Raw genomic sequence first — 22277 nt, forward strand, 5'->3', positions numbered from 1 at the left:
GCTCCCACAGGTACGGCACCGCCCTTGAGGGCACTGATATCCCTGTGTGGGGTTTACCCGCGAAGGGGCCGGTACAGGCAGCGAAGGATTCTGGGCTACCGCCCGCGCTTCCCGGGCAGCGGCGCAAACAGCGCTTCGATCTCTTCATCCCCCAGCCGCCATTGCCCCGCCTGCCCGCCATCCAGCAGGCTCGCCGCCAGCGCGGCCTTCTCCTGCTGCAACAGCTGGATCTTTTCTTCCACCGTTCCCCGGGTGATCAGCTTGAACACGAACACCGGTTTGTCCTGGCCGATGCGGTAGGCGCGGTCAGTGGCCTGGTTTTCGCTGGCCGGGTTCCACCAGGGGTCGAAGTGGATCACCGTGTCCGCGGCTGTCAGGTTCAAGCCCACGCCACCCGCCTTGAGGCTGATCAGGAACACTTCGCTGTCACCCTGCTGGAACTGCTGCACCGGCGTGCGCCGGTCGCGGGTGTCGCCGGTCAGCAGGCTGTAGCGAATCTTGCGCTTCTCCAGTTCCTGCTCGATCAACGCCAGCATCGAGGTGAACTGCGAGAACAACAGCACCCGGCGCCCTTCGCTCAACAACTCTTCGAGCATTTCCAGCAGCGCGCCCAGTTTGCCCTTGTCGGCCTGGTTGCCTTTGCTTTCCACCCCTTTGACCAGACGCAGGTCGCAGCATACCTGGCGCAGCTTGAGCAGGGCGTCGAGGATGATGATCTGGCTGCGCGCGGCGCCATTGCGGGCGATTTCATCGCGGACTTTCTTGTCCATGGCCACCCGCACGGCCTCGTAGGTGTCACGCTGGGCATCGCTAAGCTCGACCCAGTGCACCATCTCGGTCTTGGCCGGCAGCTCGGTGGCCACTTGCTCCTTGGTGCGGCGCAGCAGGAACGGGCGGATGCGACTGGCCAGGTGGGCCATGCGCTCGCTGTCGCCGTGGCGCTCGATCGGTGTGCGGTAGTCCTGGTTGAAGCGCTTCAGGTCACCCAGCCAGCCAGGCATGAGGAAGTGGAAAATCGACCACAGCTCGCCCAGGTTGTTTTCCATTGGCGTGCCGGTCAGGCAGACGCGCTGATTGGCCCGCAGCTCGCAAACCGCGAGGGCGGCCTTGCTGGTGCTGCTCTTGATGTTCTGCGCCTCGTCCAGCACCAGCACATGCCAGGCATGGGCGCGCAGGTGCTCGAGGTCGCGCGGCACCAGGGCATAGGTGGTCAGGACCAGGTCGTATTCGTGCAATTTGGCGAAATGCTTGCTGCGCCCCGGGCCTTGCAGGGCCAGCACGCGCAGCCCGGGGGCGAAGCGCTGGGCTTCGTCCAGCCAGTTGGGCACCAGGCTGGTCGGCATCACCGCCAGGGCTGGAGCACTCAGGCGGCCGGACTGTTTTTCCAGCAGCAGGTGTGCCAGGGCCTGCAGTGTCTTGCCCAGCCCCATGTCGTCGCCGAGGATGCCGCCGGTGCCCATCTCGCGCAGCGCTTGTAGCCAGTTCAGGCCCTGTTGCTGGTAAGGGCGCAGACTTGCCTGCAACCCGGTCGGCGGTTCTACCTGCAAGTCACGGGCATCGCGCAGGCGTCGGCCCAGGTCGCGTACATGCTCGCCACCTTCCCAGTGCAAAGGAAGGCTGTCGATTTCATTCAGGCGTGCGGCATCGGCACGGTCCAGGCGCAGGGAGGGGCCAGCGGCGTCTTCGTGCAGGTACAGTTCGCCCAGGGTGCCCATCACTGCCTTGATACGGCCATAGGGCAAGGCAACGCGCAGGGCTGGGGCGTCGAGGCGACCACGGTTGAGGTCGATCAGCAGGTGCTCGTCGTCACTGCGCCGGGCCAGTTCGCTGGGGCGCAGCAGTTCCGGGTTGCTGCGCAGCAGCTGCAGCACGATCGGCAGCAGGCTGTGGCGCTGGCCATCGACCACGATGCCCAGCTCCAGGTCGAACCATTCATGGCCGGGCGCTTCGTCGATGGTGGCGTACCAGTCATCCACCTCCTGCAGGTTGAAAGCGAAGTCACGGTGGATGTCGATGTCCCAACCTGCTTCGCGCAGGCGCGGCAGGCCTTCTCGGGCAAAGCGCAGCCAGGCTTCGTCATCGGGCAACTGGAGCATCTCGCCGGCACTGTCTGGCAGGGCCTTGCTCTGCCGGGTGGCGGCCTTGAAACCGAGGTCGCGCAGCACCTTGCGAAGCGCCTGTTCGGCCTGGGGCTGGCGGCGGATGCGCTGGCAGGTATCGCCGACCAGGCGGGTCAGCGGCTTGTCGTCGCTGCCGCTGGTTCGCAGGCCGTCGTAGTCGAATGCCAGCGCGGCACGGTGTTGCATCTGCCGTTGCATGCGGCCGGTCTTGGGCATGTAGGCGCTGAATTCGAGGCTGCCCAGGGTCAGGTACGGCCTGGGTTGCAGGTCGTCAATGAGTTGTTCGTCCAGCGTGGTCGGCGTAGGGAGTTGGTGGTTCAAGGCGTTGAGCTTGTGGCTGAGGGGCACGACAAGGTGTTCCGGAACGTCAGGAGCGATGGTCAGTTGCAGGGCAATATGCGGATCGAGGCTGTGCTTGAGCTTGCCCACCACGCTGCCGGTGAAATCGAAATAGTAAAGTGGCAGCAGCGCAATCACGCAGTTCAGCGGCGTTTCACCGTGGTACCAGATGCCCCGATAGTGACCATTGTCCAGCCGCACCCAGCGAAACTCGGCCGCAAGCGTAGGGCCCTCGCGCAGCAGGGGCTTGTTTTCGTCAAAGAGCATGCGGCCGGTATCCAGCGCGCGCTGGAACAGTTCGCCGCCTTCCCGGCCTTTGAGCTGGTAGCCGCGGTCCTGGCTGCCGGCCTGATTGAGCGCCGAAAGCAGGCGCAAGATGCGGATATCGTCTTCCTTGACGAAGCGCGGGGGTTCGTAAAGGAAATCGTAGAGTGACTGCACACGGCTATAGCGAACGCCCTGGTCTTCGCGAGTGCCTTTGCGTACCCGCAGCGCGCAGCCGGGCTCATCGGTCAGCCTGAGTTGGTAGCAAACCATGCGCCCACGTTTGTCTTGGTTTTCGGCAGGCTCCTGCGCAGGCTGTTCGAGACCTTTCAGCCAGCGCTGCAGATCGGCCGGTAATGCGTCACCATGACTTTTTATCGTTGCCTGTTGTTCGCTAAGGACGAACAGCGCGGCGGCGCAATGCTTGCAGTTGTGCCCCACGGGGCAACTGCACTGGCCGCGTACATGACAGCGGCCAGCCAGGGCGGTGAGGGTTATCTTCTGCCGATAAGGGCTGCCCTCGCTGCCACGACAGCTGGCTTCGACGAGTGCGCCGATGCAGCTTTCGATCTCTACCCGGTCTTCCCGGGCGTAACGCTCGCCGCGTTGCAGGACCGGGCCGGTGAACGACTGGGTCCAGTTCGGGTACTCGCGCAGCAACTGGAGAGCGTCACGGCTCATTGCATCACTGCTCCATCATCTCCGGGTCCATTACCGGCATTTTAGGCGTACCTGGTGGTGTCACCTTCAGCAGCACCGCCAGGTGCCCGCCATCGAGGAAGGTCAGCTGGCCGCCCTTGACGTTGCTGTTGCTCTGCTTGAACTGCTCGCTTTGCAGCACGCTGCCGTTACCGTCCAGCTGGTTGACCCAGAAATTGGCCTCGACCGCGATGAAACGGCCCTCGGCGATGCTCAGGTTGCCTTCGATTGGGAAGTGGCCGAACTGCTCGGCGCCTTCACCCAAGGCGATGCGGCTGGGCTCGCTGCCCACTTGCTGCTGCCAGGCCTTGTGCAGCAGCACGGTGTAGTCGGCGGTGGCTTCCAGGCGGGTGGCTTCGTCTTCCAGCGCCAGGCGACGCTCGGCGTCCTTCTCCAGGCGCGGAGCGCCGGCGCTCCAGTCTTCGGGGGCAAACGGGCTGGTGAAGGCGGGCACGCTGTTCTGCCGCACCAGGATCATTTCTACCTGATACAGGCCTTCGGCGAAGGCGGCCGGGGCGAACAGCGCCAGCAGCAGGGTCAGGCAACGGATGGCACGCATGGGTCTTCCTTAGGCAGGCTGTGGGGTCAGGCGCTCGAACAGCGCCTCCAGGGTATTGAAACGTTCGTCGGGGCGTTCCATGGGCACCAGGAAACGGAACTGGGTGGCGCCTTCGAACTTGTAGCGTTTGGGCTGGCCCTGGATCAGCTTGATCAGGGTCAGCGGGTCGACCGGGGTCTCGGCCTCGAACTCGATCTTGCCGCCGTTGGGGCCGGCGTCGACTTTCTTGATGCCGAGCTTTTCCGCGCGCAGCTTGAGCGAGGTCAGGCGCATCAGGTTCTTGGTCGGCTCGGGCAGCAGGCCGAAGCGGTCGATCATTTCCACCTGCAGGTCCTTGAGGCCTTCTTCATCGGCAGCCGAGGCAATGCGCTTGTACAGGATCAGCCGTGCATGCACGTCGGGCAGGTAGTCCTCGGGGATCAGTGCCGGCAGGCGCAGGTTGATTTCCGGACCACCACCCAGCGGCTGCTCAAGGTTGGGCTGGGTGCCCTTGCGGATCGCCTTGACCGCGCGTTCGAGCATTTCCATGTACAAGGTAAAGCCCACCGCCTGGATCTGCCCGCTCTGACCTTCGCCCAGCAGCTCACCGGCGCCGCGAATCTCCAGGTCGTTGGTGGCCAGCACGAAGCCGGCACCGAGGTCCTGGGTGTTGGCGATCGCCTCCAGGCGTTTTTCGGCGTCGGCGCTGACCTTCTGCCGGGTTGGCGTCAGCAGGTAGGCGTAGGCCTGGTGGTGGCTTCGGCCAACACGGCCGCGCAACTGGTGCAGCTGGGCCAGGCCGAACTTGTCGGCGCGCTCGATGACGATCGTGTTGGCGCTGGGCACGTCGATGCCGGTTTCGATGATGGTCGAGGCCACCAGCACGTTGAAGCGCTTGTGGTAGAAGTCGCTCATCACCTGTTCCAGCTCGCGCTCGCGCATCTGCCCGTGGCCGATGCCGATGCGCGCCTCGGGCACCAGTTCGGCAAGCTCGGCGGCGCATTTCTCGATGGTTTTCACATCGTTGTGCAGGTAGTACACCTGGCCACCACGCAGCAGCTCGCGCAGCAGCGCCTCCTTGACCGTGCTCTTGTTCTGCTCCATGACGAAGGTGCGTACCGACAGGCGGCGCGCCGGTGGCGTGGCGATGATCGACAGGTCGCGCATGCCCGCCACCGCCATGTTCAGGGTACGCGGGATCGGCGTGGCGGTGAGGGTGAGGATGTCCACTTCGCTGCGCAGGGCCTTGAGCTGTTCCTTCTGGCGCACGCCAAAGCGGTGCTCTTCGTCGATGATGGCCAGGCCAAGGTCCTTGAAGCGTACATCGTCCTGCAGCAGCTTGTGGGTGCCGATAAGGATGTCGATCTTGCCTTCGGCCAGCTCGGCGGCGGCGTTGGCCACTTCCTTGGCCGACTTGAAGCGGCTCATCACCTCCACGGTCACCGGCCAGTCGGCAAAGCGGTCGCGGAAGCTGTTGTAGTGCTGCTGGGCGAGCAGGGTGGTGGGTACCAGCACGGCCACCTGGCGGCCGCTGTGTACGGCGATGAACGCTGCGCGCATGGCGACTTCGGTCTTGCCGAAGCCGACGTCGCCGCACACCAGGCGGTCCATCGGCTTGGGCGCCAGCATGTCGGCACGCACGGCTTCGATGGCTGCCTGCTGATCCGGGGTTTCCTCGAACGGGAAGCCGGCGCTGAAGGTGGCGTAGTCGGCGGACGGGTCGGCAAATGCATAGCCTTTGCGCGCGGCGCGGCGGGCATAGATATCGAGCAGTTCGGCGGCGACGTCGCGCACTTGTTCGGCGGCCTTGCGCTTGGCCTTCTGCCAGGCCTCCGAGCCCAGCCGGTGCAGCGGTGCCAGGGCATCGTCGCTGCCAGTGTAGCGGGCGATCAGGTGCAGGTTGGCCACCGGCACGTACAGCTTGGCACCCTCGGCGTATTCCAAGGTGAGGAATTCGGCGGCCTGGCCGTCGATTTCCAGGGTGGCCAGGCCCAGGTAACGGCCCACACCATGGTCGATGTGCACCACCGGCGCGCCTTCGCGCAGCTCGGTCAGGTTCTTGATCACCGCGTCGTTGGCGGTTTCGCCGCGCTTGTCGCGGCGCCGGCGCTGCATGACCCGCTGGCCGAACAGCGGGCTTTCGGCGATCAGGGCCAGGCCTGGGTCGTCCAGCAGCAGGCCTTCGTCCAGTGGGGCGATGGTGATTGCCAGGCGTTCGCTGCCGGTGATGAAGTCGGCCCAGCCGTCGACGGTATGCGGGCGCAGTTTCAGCCGCTCGAGCAGCTCCAGCAGCACTTCGCGGCGGCCCGCCGATTCGGCGGTGAACAACACCCGGCCGGGGAACTGGTCGAGGAAGTTGGCCAGTTCGGCCAGGGGCTGGTTGGCCTTGGCTTCGATTGCCAGGTTGGGCAGGGCGCGTGCCGGGAAGCGCTCGCGCCCCACGCCCGGGTCGAGGTCTTCGGTGCTGACCACTACCCGTGGCCATTGCTTGAGCCGGGCAAAGCAGTCTTCCACCGGCAGGAACAGCTCGGCCGGTGGCAGCAGCGGCCGGCTCAGGTCGCCACGGCGGTCTTCATAACGCCCGCGCACGTCGTTCCAGAAGTGTTCGGCGGCCTGCTCCACGCCGGGCAGCGAGAATACCTGGGTGTCGGCCGGCAGGTAGTCGAACAGGGTCGAGGTTTCTTCGAAGAACAGCGGCAGGTAATACTCGATGCCGGCGGGGATGATGCCGCTGGCCAGGTCCTGGAAGATCGCGCTGCGGCGGAAATCGACATCGAAGCGTTCGCGGAAGCGCGCCTTGAAGCGGGTCACTTCCTCTTTCTGCATCGGGAACTCGCGCGCCGGCAGCAGGCGCACCGAATCCACCTTGTCGATAGAGCGCTGGGTCTCGGGGTCGAAGGTGCGCAGCGTCTCGATCTCGTCATCGAACAGGTCGATACGGTAGGGCAGCTTGCTACCCATCGGGAACAGGTCGATCAACGCGCCGCGCACGGCGAACTCGCCATGCTCGTAGACGGTGTCGACGCAGCGATAGCCACTGGCCTCCAGGCGCAGGCGCATCTGCTCCACGTCGATGGTCTGGCCCACGTCCAGCACCAGGCTGCTGCCCAGCAGGAAGCGGGTCGGCGCCAAGCGGTGCAGGGCGGTGGTGACCGGCACCACGAGGATGCCGTGGCTCAGCTCGGGCAGGCGGTAGAGGCTGGCGATGCGCTGGGAAATGATGTCCTGGTGCGGCGAGAACAGGTCGTAGGGCAGGGTTTCCCAATCAGGGAACGGCAGCACCGGCAGGTCCGGGGCAAAGAAGCGAAGTTCCTGTTCCAGACGATCGGCAGCCTGGCTGTCGGCAGTCAGCAGCAAAGTGAAGCGGCCCGCGCTGCTGGCGGCCTCGGCGATGGCCAGGCTGAGGGCGGCACCGGGTAGATTGCCCCAGGTTTGTTTGCCGGCCGTGGCCGACATTTGCGGTAGGCGCAGAACTGACACGGGAGATTGCACTCCAAGCGTTGCGGCAAAGAGATCGATTGTACCGGTGACGGTGCCGGCTGTCAGGTTCGAAAGGGCATGAACGCTGGCTTGCGTGGCCGCGACAGGCGCTCATTGCCCGCAACGCGTTGGGGCGTCATAATGTAGCCCCTTTTTTCTGTCCCTACATGTGGAAGGTTCCCGTGACTCAGAAGCCCGACCAGTGTCTTGGTGAGTGGATCGATCGTGAAGCCCTGGCTGAAGCGATGATCCCGCTTATCGGTCAGCTCTACCGCAACAACAACGTGGTGAGCTCGATTTATGGCCGTAGCCTGATCAACCGTTCGGTTATCTCGATCCTCAAGGCGCACCGCTTTGCGCGTCATCGTCAAGCCGACGAAACCGAACTGTCCGTCCACGAGACATTCCCCCTGCTCAAGGCCATGAGCGAGCTGAAACTGGGCGCCGCTTCGGTCGACCTGGGCAAGCTGGCCAACAAGTTCAAGCAGGAAGGCAATGGCCGCACTGCCGAGCAGTTCGTCCGTGAAGAACTGGCCGAGGTGGTTGGCCAGCAGAACGCTTCGGCGCGCAAAGGCACCGACGTTGTCCTGTACGGCTTCGGCCGCATCGGCCGCCTGCTGGCGCGCATCCTGATCGAGAAGACCGGTGGCGGCGACGGCCTGCGCCTGCGCGCCATCGTCGTGCGCAAGGGCGCCGAGAACGACCTGGTCAAGCGTGCCAGCCTGCTGCGCCGTGACTCGGTGCACGGCCCGTTCGATGGCACCATCACCATCGACGAAGCCAACAACACCATCACCGCCAACGGCAACCTGATCCAGGTTATCTACGCCAAGAGCCCGAGCGAAGTCGACTACACCCAGTACGGCATCGAAAACGCGCTGATCGTCGACAACACCGGCGTATGGCGTGATGCCGACGGCCTGGGCCAGCACCTGGCCTGCCCGGGCGCTGCCCGCGTGATCCTCACCGCACCTGGCAAGGGCGCGCTGAAGAACATCGTGCACGGCATCAACCACGGCGACATCGCTGCCGATGACAAGATCATCTCGGCCGCTTCCTGCACCACCAACGCCATCGTGCCGGTGCTCAAGGCCATCAACGACCAGTACGGCATCGTCAACGGCCACGTCGAAACCGTTCACTCGTTCACCAACGACCAGAACCTGATCGACAACTTCCACAAGGGCAGCCGCCGCGGCCGCGCCGCGCCGCTGAACATGGTCATCACCGAAACCGGCGCCGCCACTGCTGCCGCCAAGGCACTGCCAGTGCTGAAGGGCAAGCTGACCGGCAACGCCATTCGCGTACCGACGCCGAACGTTTCGATGGCCATCCTCAACCTCAACCTCGAGAAGGCCACCAGCCGCGACGAGATCAACGAGTACCTGCGCCAGACCGCCATGCACTCGGAACTGCACAAGCAGATCGATTACGTCAGCTCGCAGGAAGTGGTTTCGACCGACTTCGTCGGTTCGCGCCACGCCGGTGTGGTTGACGCCGAAGCGACCATCTGCAATGACAACCGCGTTGTTCTGTACGTCTGGTACGACAACGAATTCGGTTACAGCTGCCAGGTGGTTCGTGTGATGGAAGAGATGGCCGGTGTGAACCCGCCAGCGTTTCCGCACTGATACGCTTGTAAGGCAATGAAAAAACGGGAACCTTCGGGTTCCCGTTTTTTTATCCAGAATTTGTGTTGCCTGTGTCGGCCTCTTCGCGGGTAAACCCGCTCCCACAGGGCCGCGTCGTCCGTGAGGGCAGTGGTATACCTGTGGGAGCGGGTTTACCCGCGAAGAGGCCGGCACAGGCAACCGAGAGCCCGAACCTTGCGCACAGCCTTGCTGTTCATCCTCATGCTGCTCACCGCCTGCAACCAGGGCCCCACCCTGGAGCGCCTGGGCGGCCCGACCATGGGCAGCAGCTACAGCATCCAGTACGTGCGCGAACCCGGCGGCCCGGCGCCGGTCCAGGTGCAGGCAGCGGTCGAAACCATCCTGCACGACATCGATCAGCACTACTCGACCTACCGCGGCGACTCCACCATCAGCCGTTTCAACCAGTTGCCCGCCAACCAGTGCCTGGTGCTGCCGGCCGACATGCTCGAACTGGTCAGCCTTGGTCAGCACCTGGCCGAGCAGAGCGGCGGCGCCTTCGACCTTACCGTCGAACCCTTGCTCGACCTGTGGGGCTTCGGCCCCCAGGCCCGTCACGAACAGGTGCCCGACCCGTCGGCCCTGGCCCAGGTGCGCCAGCGCGTGGGCTACCGGCACTTGCACATCGACGGCCAGGCCCTGTGCAAGGACGCCCCGGTGCAGCTCGACTTCAACAGCATCGCCGCCGGCCATGCCGTCGACCTGATCGCCGCGCGCCTGCAGGCCATGGGCGTGGCCAACTTTGTCGCCGAAGCCACCGGCGAGCTCAAGGCCGCCGGCCGCAAACCGGATGGCAGCCCCTGGCGCATCGCCCTGGAGCTACCCCGCGAAGATCGCCAGATAGCCCGCCAGATCATCCCGGTCAACGGCCTTTCGGTATCGACCTCGGGTGACTATCGGCACTATTTCGAGGAGAATGGCCGGCGCTATTCGCACACCTTCGATGCCCGCCTCGGGTGCCCGGTGCAGCACGACCTGGCCGCGGTCACCGTGCTCGATGCCTCGGCGCTGCAGGCCGACGGCTATTCGACGCTGCTGTTGATCCTGGGCCCGGAACGTGGCTGGGATTTTGCCGTGGCGCATGGCCTTGCCGCGATATTGGTGACTCGGGCCGAGGGTGGCTTCGTCTCCCGAGCTACGCCCGCATTCGAACGGGCAGTGAAAGGCGAGTGAAAGCACAAGCAGGGATGATCGCCGCCAGGGAATGGTTCACACATGTAGTGCGGGCGAAATTGGCCTACGACGCGACCAAGGGTTAATGTGCGCGGCGTTCACGCTTGATTAGACTGCACCCGAATTTTCTCATGACGCCCCGGCGGCATGATCGCGCCCCGCGAGCGACCGTGGCTTGCGGGCCAGTTCTGAAGGAGTACGCATGGCTGTCTACAACTACGACGTAGTGGTGCTGGGTTCCGGCCCGGCCGGGGAAGGTGCGGCAATGAACGCCGCCAAAGCAGGGCGCAAGGTGGCGATGGTCGATAGCCGTCGCCAGGTCGGGGGTAACTGCACCCACCTGGGCACCATCCCGTCCAAGGCACTGCGTCACTCGGTGCGGCAGATCATGCAGTTCAACACCAACCCGATGTTCCGTGCCATCGGTGAGCCGCGCTGGTTCTCGTTCCCCGACGTGCTGAAAAGCGCCGAGAAGGTCATCGCCAAGCAGGTAGCGTCGCGCACCGGCTACTACGCACGTAACCGCGTGGATGTGTTCTTCGGCACCGGCAGCTTCGCCGACGAGCAGACCGTCGAAGTGGTCTGCCCGAACGGTGTGGTGGAAAAGCTCAACGCCAAGCACATCATCATCGCCACCGGCTCGCGCCCGTACCGCCCGGCCGATATCGACTTCCACCACCCGCGCGTCTACGACAGCGACACCATCCTCAGCCTCAGCCACACCCCACGCAAGCTGATCGTGTACGGAGCCGGCGTGATCGGTTGCGAATACGCCTCGATCTTCAGCGGCCTGGGTGTATTGGTAGAGCTGGTAGACAACCGTGGCCAGTTGCTGAGCTTCCTCGACTCGGAAATTTCCCAGGCGCTGAGCTACCACTTCAGCAACAACAACATCACCGTGCGCCACAACGAAGAGTATGAGCGCGTCGAAGGCCTGGACAACGGGGTGATCCTGCACCTGAAGTCGGGCAAGAAGATCAAGGCCGACGCCTTGCTGTGGTGCAACGGCCGTACCGGCAACACTGACAAGCTGGGCCTGGAAAACATCGGCATCAAGGTCAACAGCCGCGGCCAGATCGAGGTCGACGAGGCCTACCGCACCAGCGTGCCGAACATCTACGGTGCCGGCGACGTGATCGGCTGGCCAAGCCTGGCCAGCGCTGCCCATGACCAGGGCCGTTCGGCAGCTGGCAGCATCGTGGACAATGGCAGCTGGCGCTTCGTCAATGATGTGCCGACCGGTATCTATACCATTCCGGAGATCAGCTCGATCGGCAAGAACGAGCAGGAACTGACCCAGGCCAAGGTGCCGTACGAAGTGGGCAAAGCCTTCTTCAAGAGCATGGCTCGTGCACAGATCGCCGGCGAGCCGCAAGGCATGCTGAAGATCCTGTTCCACCGCGAAACACTTGAGGTGCTGGGCGTACACTGCTTCGGCTACCAGGCTTCGGAAATCGTCCATATCGGCCAGGCCGTGATGAACCAGCCGGGCGAGCTGAACAACCTGAAGTATTTCGTCAACACCACATTCAACTACCCGACCATGGCCGAAGCCTATCGGGTAGCTGCCTACGATGGCCTGAACCGGCTTTTTTGAGCGGCTCCGACCGGTGGCCTGAGCCGGTCGGAGAGACCGATTTCAACCCTGCCCGAGGGTGGTCCTGGCCAAACCGGGAAAGTCTGTAATCAGGCTGTCCACACCGAAGTCAGCGAGCCGGCGCATCAGTGCCGGTTCGTTGACCGTCCACACCGACACGTGCAAACCCTGGCCCTGGGCTTTGAGCAGGCGCTCGGGGGTGCACAGTGTCCAGTTCAATGCCAGCAGCTCGCAGCCGTAGTTCTGTGCCACCTTCAGCGGGTCGAGCCAGGCGTATTCGGCCACCAGCCCGCGTTTGACGTCCGGCACCAGCTCCAGGGCGGCACCCAGCACTTCGCGTGAGCTGGAGGTAATGGTCACCTTGTCCAGCAGGCCGTACTGCTGGGCCAGTTCGCGGATCGCCAGCACGGTGGTCGCGGCGCGGGTACGCGAGGCGCTTTTCACTTCCAGCTGCCAATGCTCGAACGGGCACTTCTGGAACAGTTCTTCCAGCCTCGGAATCGGGCAGGGCTGGACATGGCCCGGGCCGCCTTTGCGGGCATCTATCTTGACCAGGTCTGCGGCCGGGTGCTCGACCACCTTGCCGCGTTTGCCGGTGGTGCGCTTGAGGGTCGGGTCGTGGATCACCATCAGCTCGTTGTCGGCCGACAGGTGCAGGTCCAGCTCGCAGCGGGTCACGCCATGGGCGAGGCATTGCTGGAAGCTCTTCAGGGTATTCTCGGGCGCTTCGCCCTTGGCGCCGCGGTGGCCGTAGATCAGGGTCACGTTCGTTCCTTCAAATCAGAGAAAAATGGGCTCAGGAGGCGGGGTCGTTCTGTTCCAGCTGTTGGCGCCGTTGCTGCTGGCGTTGCAGGATGTAGCGGGCCAGCAATTGCCGTTGGGCGTCGGTCATGTCGGTGAATTCGGTGCCGATCTCGAAGCCGCCCTCCGGGCGCGGGTCGCAATGGGTGACCTTGCCGCGCAGCAGCAGGCCGTGGGCGCGCGGCATCAGCACCATCTTCACCTTCACCCGGGTGCCGGGGGCAACCGCTGTGGCTTGTGCGAACTCGATGCCGCCCTCGGAAATGACCACCGGCTGGGGCTGGCCAACTTCGCCGAGCAGGGTCTGGGCAACTACTGCGCTAAGCAGGTCGAGGCGTTTGTTCTGCGCGCGCAGGAAAGCGGCGAGGGTGCGGTCCTTCTCGCTCAGCTGGCGCAGCAGGTGCTGCGACTCGAAGTCGGACAGGTGCAGCTCGCTGAGCAGGTTGAACAGAGGCGAATCATCTTGCAACACATCTGGGTAAAGGGCTTCGGCCGCGCTGAGGGGGCTGATTTGAAGTGCGATCCGATCTTCGATGCGGTAGTATTCGCGGCGATCTTCTTCGTCTAATGTCGTCATGGCGAACCCAAGGTAGCGGCGGTGGTCCGAGTGTAAAGCCGCCGTAGGCGCCTCGCCACAAGGACGTTCCCTTTCATCCGAACAAGCCCCGACATGTTCAGACCTCTTTTCGCATTCATCGGCACGCGTTATACCCGTGCCAAACGTCGCAATCACTTCGTCTCGTTCATTTCCCTGACCTCGATGATCGGCCTCGCCCTGGGCGTGGTGGTGATGATCGTGGTGCTCTCGGTCATGAACGGTTTCGACCACGAGATGCGTACCCGCGTGTTGGGCATGATCCCCCATGCCACGCTGGAGAGCGGCCAGCCCATTGCCGACTGGCCGGCCCTTGCCCAACAAGTAAAGCAGAATCCGCAGGTGGTGGCGGTTGCGCCCTTCACCCAGATGCAGGGCCTGCTGACCCACGAAGGCAAGGTGCAGAAGGTGCTGCTCAACGGCATCGACCCGGCCCGCGAGCGCGAAGTGTCGATCATCGACAAGTTCGTCCTGCAAGGCCGCCTGGACCAGCTGGCGCCGGGCGAGTGGGGCATCATGATCGGCGACAAGGCCGCGGCCAAGCTGGGCGTGGGCATCGGCGACAAGCTCACCTTCGTCGCCCCCGAGGTCAGCGTGACCCCGGCCGGCATGTTCCCGCGCATGAAGCGCTTCACCGTGGTCGGTACCTTCCACGTGGGCGCGGGCGAAATCGACGGCTACCTGGGCCTGACCAACATCAGCGACCTGTCCCGGCTGCACCGCTGGAAGCCTGACCAGGTCCAGGGCCTGCGCCTGAAGTTCGACGACCTGTTCCAGGCGCCGCGGGTGGCCTGGGACATCGCCCAGCGCCTGGGTGACCAGGAGTTCTACAGCCGTGACTGGACCCGCACCCACGGCAACCTGTACCAGGCGATCCGCATGGAAAAGGCCATGATCGGCCTGCTGTTGCTGCTGATCGTGGCGGTGGCGGCGTTCAACATCATTTCCACCCTGGTGATGGTGGTCAACGACAAGCGTGGCGACATCGCCATTCTGCGTACCTTGGGCGCGACGCCTGGGCAGATCATGCTCATCTTCATGGTCCAGGGCACGGTGATCGGGGTGATCGGTACCCTGATCGGCGCCGTGGTCGGGATCGTCGCCGCGCTGAACGTGAGCGCGGTGATCGCCGGCATCGAGAAACTGATCGGGCACAAGTTCCTCAACGCCGACGTGTACTTCATCGATTACCTGCCGTCGCAGATCCAGGCCCAGGACGTATACATGGTCTGTGGTGCGGCGCTGGTCCTGAGTTTCTTCGCCACCCTGTACCCGGCCTGGCGTGCGGCCCGCACCCAGCCTGCAGAGGCGCTACGTTATGAGTGAGTCGCGCATGAGTGATAAAGCCGTTCTGAGTTGCCGCAACCTGGGCAAGTCCTACGACGAGGGCCCGGAGTCGGTGCAGGTGCTGTCCGGGCTCAACCTCGAGCTGCACGCCGGTGAGCGGGTAGCCATCGTGGGTAGCTCCGGCTCGGGCAAGAGTACCTTGCTCAACCTGTTGGGCGGCCTCGACCGGCCGACCCAGGGCAGCGTCTGGCTGGCCGGCGAGGAGCTGTCGGCACTGGGCGAGCGTGCCCGTGGCCTGTTGCGCAACCGCGAGCTGGGCTTTGTCTACCAGTTCCACCACTTGCTGCCGGAATTCACTGCCATCGAAAACGTGTGCATGCCGTTGCTGATCGGCCGCACGCCGATCCCCGAGGCCCGTGAGCGTGCCGAGGCGCTGCTCAAGCGTGTTGGCCTGGCCCACCGCTTCAACCACAAGCCGGCCGAGTTGTCCGGTGGTGAGCGCCAGCGGGTGGCGATTGCCCGGGCACTGGTCAACCGCCCCGGCCTGGTAATGCTCGACGAGCCGACCGGCAACCTCGACCACCACACCGCCCAGGGCATCCAGGAGTTGATGCAGGAGCTGTCCAGTGCGTCGCGCACGGCGTTCCTGGTGGTCACCCACGACCTCAACCTGGCGCGCCAGATGGACCGTGTATTGAAGCTCGACGACGGCCACCTGGTGGCGATCTGATCGACTGCACGGGGTGGCCGGTGCCGCCCCGTTTTCCTGTTTTCATTGGGTGTTTCCGTACATGTTCAGACCCTTGCCCATCTTCATCGGCGCGCGCTACACCCGAGCCAAGCGCCGCAACCACTTCATCTCGTTCATCTCGATGACCTCGATGATCGGCCTGTCGCTGGGCGTGCTGGCGATGATCGTGGTGCTGTCGGTGATGAACGGTTTCCAGCGCGAAATGAGTTCGCGCATCCTCGGCCTGGTGCCGCATGCCGCCATCCTCGGCGTGCAGCCGCTGGACGACTGGCACAAGGTCGCCGACGCGGCCATGCGCGACCCGGCGGTGATGGCGGCAGCGCCGATTACCGAAATGGAAGGCATGCTGTCGTACAAGGGCGCGATGCAGCCGATCCAGGTCGGCGGTATCGACCCGGCCGAAGAGGGCAAGGTCTCGATCGTCGGCCAGCATATCGTCCAGGGCCGCCTGCAGGACCTGCAGCCGGGAGAGTTCGGCGTGGTCATCGGTGAGCTGACTGCGCGGCGCTTCCGCTTGAATACCGGCGACAAACTGACCCTGATCGTGCCGGAAATCAGCAAGGAACCAGGTGGCATCACCCCACGCATGCAGCGCCTGACCGTGGTCGGCATCTTCAAGGTCGGCGCCGAGCTGGATGGCTCGCAGGCTTACATTCACGTGGCCGATGCTGGCGCCATGCAGCGCTGGGCGCCAGGCCAGGTGCAGGGCGTGCGCCTGAAACTGCACGACCTGTATGCCGCGCCACAGGTGTCCAAGGCCATCGCTGCCGGGCTCGGCGACGCCTACCGCGCCGATGACTGGTCGCATACCCAGGGTAGCCTGTTCAGCGCCATGAAGATGGAAAAGACCATGATCGGCCTGCTGCTGATGATGATCATTGCGGTGGCCGCGTTCAACATCATCGCCACCCTGGTGATGGTGGTGAACGACAAGGGGCCGGACATCGCCATCCTGCGCACCCTGGGCGCCACGCCGGCGCAGATCATGGGTACGTTCATGGTCCAGGGCAGCCTGATCGGCATTGTCGGTACGCTGATCGGTGGCGTGCTGGGGGTGATCGCGGCGTTCAACGTCAGCCAGATCGTCGGTTGGCTGGAGCGGGTGAGCGGGCAGCACATCTTTACTTCGGATGTGTACTTCGTCAGCAGCTTGCCGTCGCAGTTGCAGTGGGGCGATGTGGCGATCATCTGCACGGCCGGTTTGGTGATGAGCTTCCTGGCGACCATTTACCCGGCTTATCGGGCATCGCAGGTGCAGCCGGCGATTGGCCTGGCGGTTTAATGTCTACTTCAGCTTATCGAGCGGCTCTGTGGGAGCGGGTTTACCCGTGAAGATTCCAGCACGGTGCATGGCACCGGCTGCGCCGGTGTTCGCGGGTAAACCCGCTCCCACAGGGTGGCGTGCCAGCCCTGATGTCACCGATCTTCAGTGAAGTCGATCACGAATCGCGTCCATCCGTCCGCACACTCCGCCCTGATGTGTCCGCCATGGGCCTGCACGATCGACCGGGTAATCGCCAACCCCAACCCGGCATGCTCGCTACTGCCTTCCCGCCGTGCCGGGTCCACCCGGTAGAAGCGGTCGAACAACCGCGGTAACGCAGCCGGTTCGATAGCCGCTCCGGTATTGGCCACGCTAATCCTCAGCCCTGGCCCCAAGGTCACTCGTATCTGCCCTCCCGCCGGGGTAAAGCGCAAGGCGTTGTCCAGCAAGTTGGACAGCGCCCGGCGCAGCATATGCCGGTCGCCCTGCAGCAGCGCCTGACCCTCGCGCAGCATCTGCACACCGCTGTCCTCTGCCAGCGGCGCGTAGTACTCCAGCAGCGCATCCACCTCCTCATGCAGCACCAGCGGTGTTTGCCCCGGCACCAGCAGGCCATGGTCGGCCTTGGCCAGGAACAGCATGTCGTTGATCATCTGCGCCATCCATTGCAACTCATCGAGGTTGCCATGCAGGGCCTCGCGGTACTCTTCGAGGCTGCGCGGGCGGGTGAGGGTGACTTGGGTGTGGGTCAGCAGGTTGGACAGCGGCGTGCGCAGTTCGTGGGCGATGTCGGCGGAGAATGCCGACAGGCGCTGGAAGGCATCGTCCAGGCGCTGCAGCATCGCGTTCATGCTGCCGGCCAGTTCGGCCAGCTCTTCGGGCATCTGTGCCACCGGCAGGCGGGTGGTGAGCGAGCGCGCCGATACGCTGGCGGCCACCTGGCCCATCTGCCGCAACGGGCGCAGCCCGCGGCGTGCAGCCCAGGCACCGAGCAGTGCGGTGGCCAGCGCCGACAGCCCTACCGTCAGCCAGATCAATCGTTGCATGCCCTGCAGGAAATGCTGGTGATGGGTGATGTCGAGGTAAAGGGTAAGCTGTGGCGACTGCGGGGCGCCTTGCGCCAGGTGCACGGCCAGGCTGCGGTAGTCGATGCCTTGCGCATGCAGGGTTGCCAGCCCGTCGGGCAGCGGTGTCCGGGGCAGGCCTGTGCGGCTTTCGAACCAGGTGGCGCCGTCGCTGCCGTTGATGCGCAGGGCCAGGTCGGCCTGGTGGCCCAGTTCATCGCGCAAGGCGGGCAGGCGCGCCTGCAGCTCGGCCGGGGTGGTGATGCCGGCCAGCTGGGTGCGGAACAGCGACAGGCGCGAGTCCAGCAGTTGCTGGTCCAGTTCGACGAAGTGCTGCTCGCTGGCCCGGCTGAATATCAGGCCGGCACCGAGCGAGACAGCGGCGGTGCAGGCGGCGAACAGCAGGGCCAGGCGGCTACCGAGGGAGACCCGACGCATCACTCCGCGCGCTCTTCGAGTACATAGCCCATGCCGCGCACGGTATGGATCAGCTTGTTGGGGTGTGGGTCGTCGATCTTCAGGCGCAGGCGGCGGATCGCCACTTCGATCACATTGGTGTCGCTGTCGAAATTCATGTCCCACACCTGCGAGGCGATCAGCGATTTGGGCAGCACCTCGCCCTGGCGGCGCAGCAGCAGTTCAAGCAGGGCGAACTCCTTGGCAGTCAGGTCGATGCGCTGGCCGGCGCGCTCGGCGCGGCGGCGGATCAGGTCCAGACGCAGGTCGGCCAGCCCCAGGGTGGTGTCCTGGCTGGGGCTGGTGCCCCGGCGTAGCAGGCTGCGCACCCGCGCCAGCAGTTCGGAGAAGGCGAACGGCTTGACCAGGTAATCATCGGCGCCCAGCTCCAGGCCGTGCACCCGGTCCTCCACGGCATCGCGGGCGGTGAGAAACAGCACCGGGGTGTCCAGGCCGGCCTGGCGCACGGCCTGGAGGATCTGCCAGCCGTCACGGCCGGGCAGCATCACGTCGAGAATCAGCAGGTCGTGGTCACCGGTCAGGGCGAGGAACTGGCCGGTCTCGCCGTCGGTGGCCAGTTCGGTGGCGAAGCCGGCCTCGTTCAGGCCCTGGCTCAGGTACTGGCCGGTACGGGCCTGGTCTTCGACGATCAGCAGTTTCATTGGGTGAATTGACTCCAGCAAACGGCACAAAACCCTGTGGGAGCGGGTTTACCCGCGAAGAATTCAACACGGTGCATGGCACCGGCTTTGCCGGTGTTCGCGGGTGAACCCGCTCCCACAGGGATTGGGTGATGCTGAGATGATACGTGACGATGCACCGGCTTGCCCCAAACTGACGAAGATGTAATCCCGCTGACTTGCGCTCCAAGGCGGGGTGCAAAACCGGTAGACTAGGGGCAATTTCGAACCTTCAGGTCAGTTTCCATGCATCCCGCTGCCGAACATTCCCCGCTGGGCAAGTCCAGCGAATACATTGCCACCTATTCCCCGGAGCTGCTGTTCCCGATCCCGCGTACCGCCAAGTGGGCCGAGCTGGGCGTTACTGCCCAGACCTTGCCGTGGCAGGGTGTGGATTACTGGAACTGCTTCGAGCTGAGCTGGCTGCTGCCGTCGGGCAAGCCGGTGGTGGCGATCGGCGAGTTCGCCATCCCCGCCGATTCGCCGAACATCATCGAGTCCAAGTCGTTCAAGCTGTATCTAAACTCGTTGAACCAGACGGTGTTCGCCTCGCTTGGCGAGCTGCAGGCGTGCCTGGAGAAAGACCTGTCCGCCGCCGCCGGCAAGCCGGTGGGCGTGAAAGTGCGCACCCTGGCCGAGGTCGAGGCCCAAGGCGTGGTGGCCTTGCCGGGGCAGTGCATCGATGAGCTGGACGTTGCCATCAGCAACTACGAACAGCCGCAGCCAGAGCTGCTGCGCTGCAACCCGGAGCAACAGGTGGAAGAAACCCTGCACAGCCACCTGCTGAAGTCCAACTGCCCGGTCACCGGTCAGCCGGACTGGGGCAGCGTGGTGGTCGAATACAAGGGCAGGGCGCTGGACCATGCCAGCCTGCTGACCTACCTGATCAGCTTCCGCCAGCATGCCGACTTCCACGAGCAGTGTGTGGAACGGATCTACCTGGACTTGAAGAACCTGCTGCAGCCGGAGCATTTGACGGTGTATGCGCGCTATGTGCGCCGGGGTGGGCTGGATATCAACCCTTACCGCAGTACGGGGGCGATCAGCCCGGACAACAAGCGCCTGGTTCGGCAGTAAGTTCAAGTGCGCCGGGGCCGCTTTGCGGCCCATTCGCAGCACAAGGCTGCTCCTACAGGGAGACGCATAACCCCAGTAGGAGCAGCCTTGTGCTGCGAATGGGCTGCGAAGCAGCCCCGGCTTTTTCAGATCCCCATGCTGTGCAGCGAGTTGGCAATGCTGCGCAGGGTGGCGGTGAGGTCGGGGTGGTCGGCCTCGAAGCGTTCGATCGCCAGGTTCACGCCGTCCACCAGGTTGTTGTCTGGCGTGGCTTCCTCAAGCTTCAGTTGCGCCTCGATCTGGCGCGCTTCTTCGTGCAGCGCGGCCAGCTCCTCGTCCGAAAGCGGCACGTTGCGATCCAGTTGCTCGCGCAAGCTGTTCAGGCGCTCTTGCAATTCGCGGGCAGGCATTGGCAGTTCTCCATCAATGGCTTGGCAAGCCATGGACCTCAGCGAAGCGGCAAAGGTTCTGGCCTGTCTTCAGCGTAATCCACCTGCCGATGCTTTGCATGATCCGCGTCAACGGTGCTGTATCAGGGTTTTTCGCCTTTGCGCCGGCGCTGGGCAATGTCCTGCAGACAGGTCTCCAGCGCTTCCAGGTGGTCGATCACCGAGTGCACGCCCAGGCTGAACAGTTCCAGCGTCGCCTTGCCACGGGCCAGGTCCTGCTCCTGCGAGGTCAAGGCTTGCCATTGCCGCGAGCTGCGGTCGCAGAACGGGCTGCAGGCAGCCAGCCCCACCGTCCACAGCCCCGCGTTCAGGCCAGATTGCAGCAGGCGTGGGTCGCCGCTGACCAGCACGCAGCCGTCCAGGCGTTCGCTGTCCAGCGTCATCAGGGCCTGCCAGCAGGCGTTCGGCGCCGGCCAGCGCACGCCGTTCACCGAATGCCCCGGCAGCCAGGCGGGCAGTACATGCGCCAGGCGCTTGCTTTGGGGGGCGTCGAGGTCGTCCAGCCAGATGCACGGCACCTGGCGCTGGCGCAGGCTGGCGAGGGTGGCCAGCGCGCCGGGGGCGGGCGAGGGGGTGCCGTTGGCGGCTTGCACCAGGCAGCCGCGCAAGCCGAACAGCACAGCGGTGAAGGCGGGTGCATTGTCCATGGCAACTTCCCTCAAATAGTCCGCAGGCTATTCGGCGATTGTTACCGCCCTGTGACAACCGGCACCGCGCAACAGTTGTTCACAAAATATTGAGCAGAGATGTGTAAAGCTGTTTATCAGCCCGCAAGCCTCTATACTGCCGCCGTACAGCAGCGCACCCGTTTGCGCTTGCGGCCGAGAAATTCGATGGAGAAACACCTATGCGTAGGATCGGTGCCAGTGTGATCGAACGAGTCACCCAGGCCTGTGTCTGCGCCAGCATGCTGCTGGCGCCCGTGGCAGCCACCCAGGCAGCCACCGAGGAAGATCCCTGGGAAGCGGTCAACCGCCCGATCTTCCGTTTCAACGATACCCTCGACACCTATGCCCTCAAGCCATTGGCCAAGGGCTACCAGGCGGTCACCCCGCAGTTCCTCGAAGATGGCATCCACAACATCTTCCGCAACCTGGGTGACGTGACCAACCTGGCCAACGACCTGCTGCAGTTCAAGCCCCATGCGGCGGGCGTGGACACTGCGCGGCTGATCGTCAACACCACCTTCGGCCTGGGCGGCTTCTTCGACGTGGGTACCAAGATGGGCCTGCAGCGCAACGACGAGGACTTCGGCCAGACCCTCGGCTATTGGGGCGTGCCGAGCGGCCCGTACGTGGTCATCCCGCTGCTGGGCCCGAGCACCGTGCGTGACGGCGTGGCCAAGTACCCGGATACCTACACCAAACCCTACCGCTACATCGACCATGTGCCGACGCGCAATTCGATCTTTGCCCTGGACATCATCGACACCCGCGCCGACCTGCTGTCGGCAGAGAAGCTGATCCAGGGTGACAAGTACATCTTCATTCGCAACGCCTACCTGCAGAACCGCGAGTTCAAGGTCAAGGATGGCGAGGTCGAAGACGACTTCTGATCCTGCGCGGGTTCTTTGTGGGAGCGGCCTTGCGTCGCGAAAGGGCCGCAAAGCGGCCCCGGCAATTCAAGCGGCGAAGCTGAAGTCGGGGGCTGCTGCGCAGCCCATCGCGACGCAAGGCCGCTCCTACAGGGGTGCCCAGCAGGGTCATCAATGCATCGCCACAATTCGCAACCCGAACTTCTGTTGCCCGCCCGGCTGGTCGGCAATCCACACCACTTCCGTGCTGGCGTGCAGCCCTTTCAGCGCCGGATGCTCGGACTCGATCCGTACCTCGATATGGTCCCCCACCTGAAAGCGCTGCGGTGCCTGCACCTGCATGCCGCCGCTGGACAGGTCAAGGCACACTGCCGCGATCACCTGGCCTTCGTGCAGCAGGCTGACCTCGGTGTCGATGCGCATGCGGATGAAATCGCGTTTCTCGCCATGGCTGGAGGGCGTGTGGGGCATGCTGCAT

Annotated in this window: 18 protein-coding genes; 8 read left to right on the forward strand and 10 right to left on the reverse strand. The window is 64.3% G+C overall.

Annotation, left to right across the window (positions count from 1 at the left end):
- Nucleotides 1–95 precede the first annotated feature (95 nt).
- From E5221_RS09650 to mfd, 3 genes are read right to left on the reverse strand one after another with little or no spacing between them, the layout of a single operon-like run.
- The gene (locus E5221_RS09650; RefSeq protein ID WP_247847231.1) at nucleotides 96–3404 is read right to left on the reverse strand and encodes a DEAD/DEAH box helicase; all 3309 of its coding nucleotides are present in this window, start codon (nucleotides 3402–3404) and stop codon (nucleotides 96–98) included.
- A gap of 4 nt (nucleotides 3405–3408) precedes the next feature.
- Nucleotides 3409–3981, reverse strand: a complete 573-nt coding sequence (locus tag E5221_RS09655; protein ID WP_039614135.1) for a CsiV family protein — start codon at nucleotides 3979–3981, stop codon at nucleotides 3409–3411.
- A 9-nt stretch (nucleotides 3982–3990) separates the two neighbouring features.
- Complete coding sequence (gene mfd / locus E5221_RS09660) at nucleotides 3991–7440, reverse strand: transcription-repair coupling factor (protein WP_247847233.1); 3450 nt, start codon at nucleotides 7438–7440, stop codon at nucleotides 3991–3993.
- Between the two features lie 167 nt (nucleotides 7441–7607).
- Between mfd and E5221_RS09665 the strand changes: the two genes are divergently transcribed.
- The 3 genes from E5221_RS09665 (at nucleotide 7608) to sthA (ending at nucleotide 11862) form a co-directional block, all read left to right on the forward strand.
- Entirely contained in the window at nucleotides 7608–9071 is a 1464-nt protein-coding gene (locus tag E5221_RS09665) for a glyceraldehyde-3-phosphate dehydrogenase (RefSeq protein ID WP_031324543.1), read from the forward strand.
- A gap of 195 nt (nucleotides 9072–9266) precedes the next feature.
- Nucleotides 9267–10265, forward strand: coding sequence for an FAD:protein FMN transferase (locus E5221_RS09670; RefSeq protein WP_247847234.1), 999 nt, complete (start codon nucleotides 9267–9269; stop codon nucleotides 10263–10265).
- A gap of 202 nt (nucleotides 10266–10467) precedes the next feature.
- Nucleotides 10468–11862 carry a Si-specific NAD(P)(+) transhydrogenase gene (gene sthA, locus E5221_RS09675; RefSeq protein WP_013971726.1) on the forward strand — a complete coding sequence of 465 codons (1395 nt, stop codon included), beginning with the start codon at nucleotides 10468–10470 and terminating at the stop codon, nucleotides 11860–11862.
- 42 nt (nucleotides 11863–11904) lie between these two features.
- Here the strand turns inward: sthA and E5221_RS09680 are convergent, their stop codons facing one another.
- Together E5221_RS09680 and E5221_RS09685 are read right to left on the reverse strand one after the other, a co-directional pair.
- Nucleotides 11905–12627: a glycerophosphodiester phosphodiesterase gene (locus tag E5221_RS09680; protein ID WP_061551566.1), complete on the reverse strand. Its 723-nt coding sequence runs from the start codon at nucleotides 12625–12627 to the stop codon at nucleotides 11905–11907.
- Between the two features lie 31 nt (nucleotides 12628–12658).
- Complete coding sequence (locus tag E5221_RS09685; protein ID WP_247847236.1) at nucleotides 12659–13240, reverse strand: PilZ domain-containing protein; 582 nt, start codon at nucleotides 13238–13240, stop codon at nucleotides 12659–12661.
- Nucleotides 13241–13333: 93 nt separating this feature from the next.
- On the opposite strand from E5221_RS09685, the gene E5221_RS09690 reads away from it, so the two are divergent.
- The 3 genes from E5221_RS09690 (at nucleotide 13334) to E5221_RS09700 (ending at nucleotide 16578) form a co-directional block, all read left to right on the forward strand.
- The gene (locus E5221_RS09690) at nucleotides 13334–14584 is read left to right on the forward strand and encodes a lipoprotein-releasing ABC transporter permease subunit (RefSeq protein ID WP_015269543.1); all 1251 of its coding nucleotides are present in this window, start codon (nucleotides 13334–13336) and stop codon (nucleotides 14582–14584) included.
- Between the two features lie 7 nt (nucleotides 14585–14591).
- Nucleotides 14592–15275: a lipoprotein-releasing ABC transporter ATP-binding protein LolD gene (gene lolD, locus E5221_RS09695; RefSeq protein WP_169774647.1), complete on the forward strand. Its 684-nt coding sequence runs from the start codon at nucleotides 14592–14594 to the stop codon at nucleotides 15273–15275.
- A 61-nt stretch (nucleotides 15276–15336) separates the two neighbouring features.
- Nucleotides 15337–16578, forward strand: a complete 1242-nt coding sequence (locus tag E5221_RS09700; RefSeq protein ID WP_085601690.1) for a lipoprotein-releasing ABC transporter permease subunit — start codon at nucleotides 15337–15339, stop codon at nucleotides 16576–16578.
- Between the two features lie 134 nt (nucleotides 16579–16712).
- Here the strand turns inward: E5221_RS09700 and E5221_RS09705 are convergent, their stop codons facing one another.
- On the reverse strand, nucleotides 16713–18065 hold the full coding sequence (locus tag E5221_RS09705) for a heavy metal sensor histidine kinase (protein ID WP_247847237.1): 1353 nt from the start codon (nucleotides 18063–18065) through the stop codon (nucleotides 16713–16715).
- Nucleotides 18062–18742 carry a two-component system response regulator CinR gene (cinR, locus tag E5221_RS09710; protein WP_015269546.1) on the reverse strand — a complete coding sequence of 227 codons (681 nt, stop codon included), beginning with the start codon at nucleotides 18740–18742 and terminating at the stop codon, nucleotides 18062–18064. Before cinR ends, E5221_RS09705 begins: the two co-directional genes overlap by 4 nt.
- A 264-nt stretch (nucleotides 18743–19006) precedes the next feature.
- On the opposite strand from cinR, the gene queF reads away from it, so the two are divergent.
- The gene (queF, locus tag E5221_RS09715) at nucleotides 19007–19837 is read left to right on the forward strand and encodes an NADPH-dependent 7-cyano-7-deazaguanine reductase QueF (RefSeq protein ID WP_247847239.1); all 831 of its coding nucleotides are present in this window, start codon (nucleotides 19007–19009) and stop codon (nucleotides 19835–19837) included.
- A 125-nt stretch (nucleotides 19838–19962) separates the two neighbouring features.
- On the opposite strand, the gene E5221_RS09720 is transcribed toward queF, so the two are convergent.
- Together E5221_RS09720 and E5221_RS09725 are read right to left on the reverse strand one after the other, a co-directional pair.
- The gene (locus tag E5221_RS09720) at nucleotides 19963–20226 is read right to left on the reverse strand and encodes a DUF4404 family protein (protein ID WP_004376395.1); all 264 of its coding nucleotides are present in this window, start codon (nucleotides 20224–20226) and stop codon (nucleotides 19963–19965) included.
- 122 nt (nucleotides 20227–20348) lie between these two features.
- Nucleotides 20349–20912 (reverse strand): phosphonoacetaldehyde phosphonohydrolase-related protein, encoded by a 564-nt coding sequence (locus tag E5221_RS09725; RefSeq protein ID WP_247847241.1) that lies wholly within the window; start codon nucleotides 20910–20912, stop codon nucleotides 20349–20351.
- 200 nt (nucleotides 20913–21112) lie between these two features.
- On the opposite strand from E5221_RS09725, the gene E5221_RS09730 reads away from it, so the two are divergent.
- Complete coding sequence (locus E5221_RS09730; protein ID WP_015269550.1) at nucleotides 21113–21820, forward strand: VacJ family lipoprotein; 708 nt, start codon at nucleotides 21113–21115, stop codon at nucleotides 21818–21820.
- 150 nt (nucleotides 21821–21970) lie between these two features.
- Here the strand turns inward: E5221_RS09730 and E5221_RS09735 are convergent, their stop codons facing one another.
- Nucleotides 21971–22270, reverse strand: coding sequence for a PilZ domain-containing protein (locus tag E5221_RS09735; protein WP_013971739.1), 300 nt, complete (start codon nucleotides 22268–22270; stop codon nucleotides 21971–21973).
- Nucleotides 22271–22277 lie beyond the last annotated feature (7 nt).

Source organism: Pseudomonas sp. A2, assembly GCF_023100865.1.
GTDB lineage: Bacteria > Pseudomonadota > Gammaproteobacteria > Pseudomonadales > Pseudomonadaceae > Aquipseudomonas > Aquipseudomonas asiatica.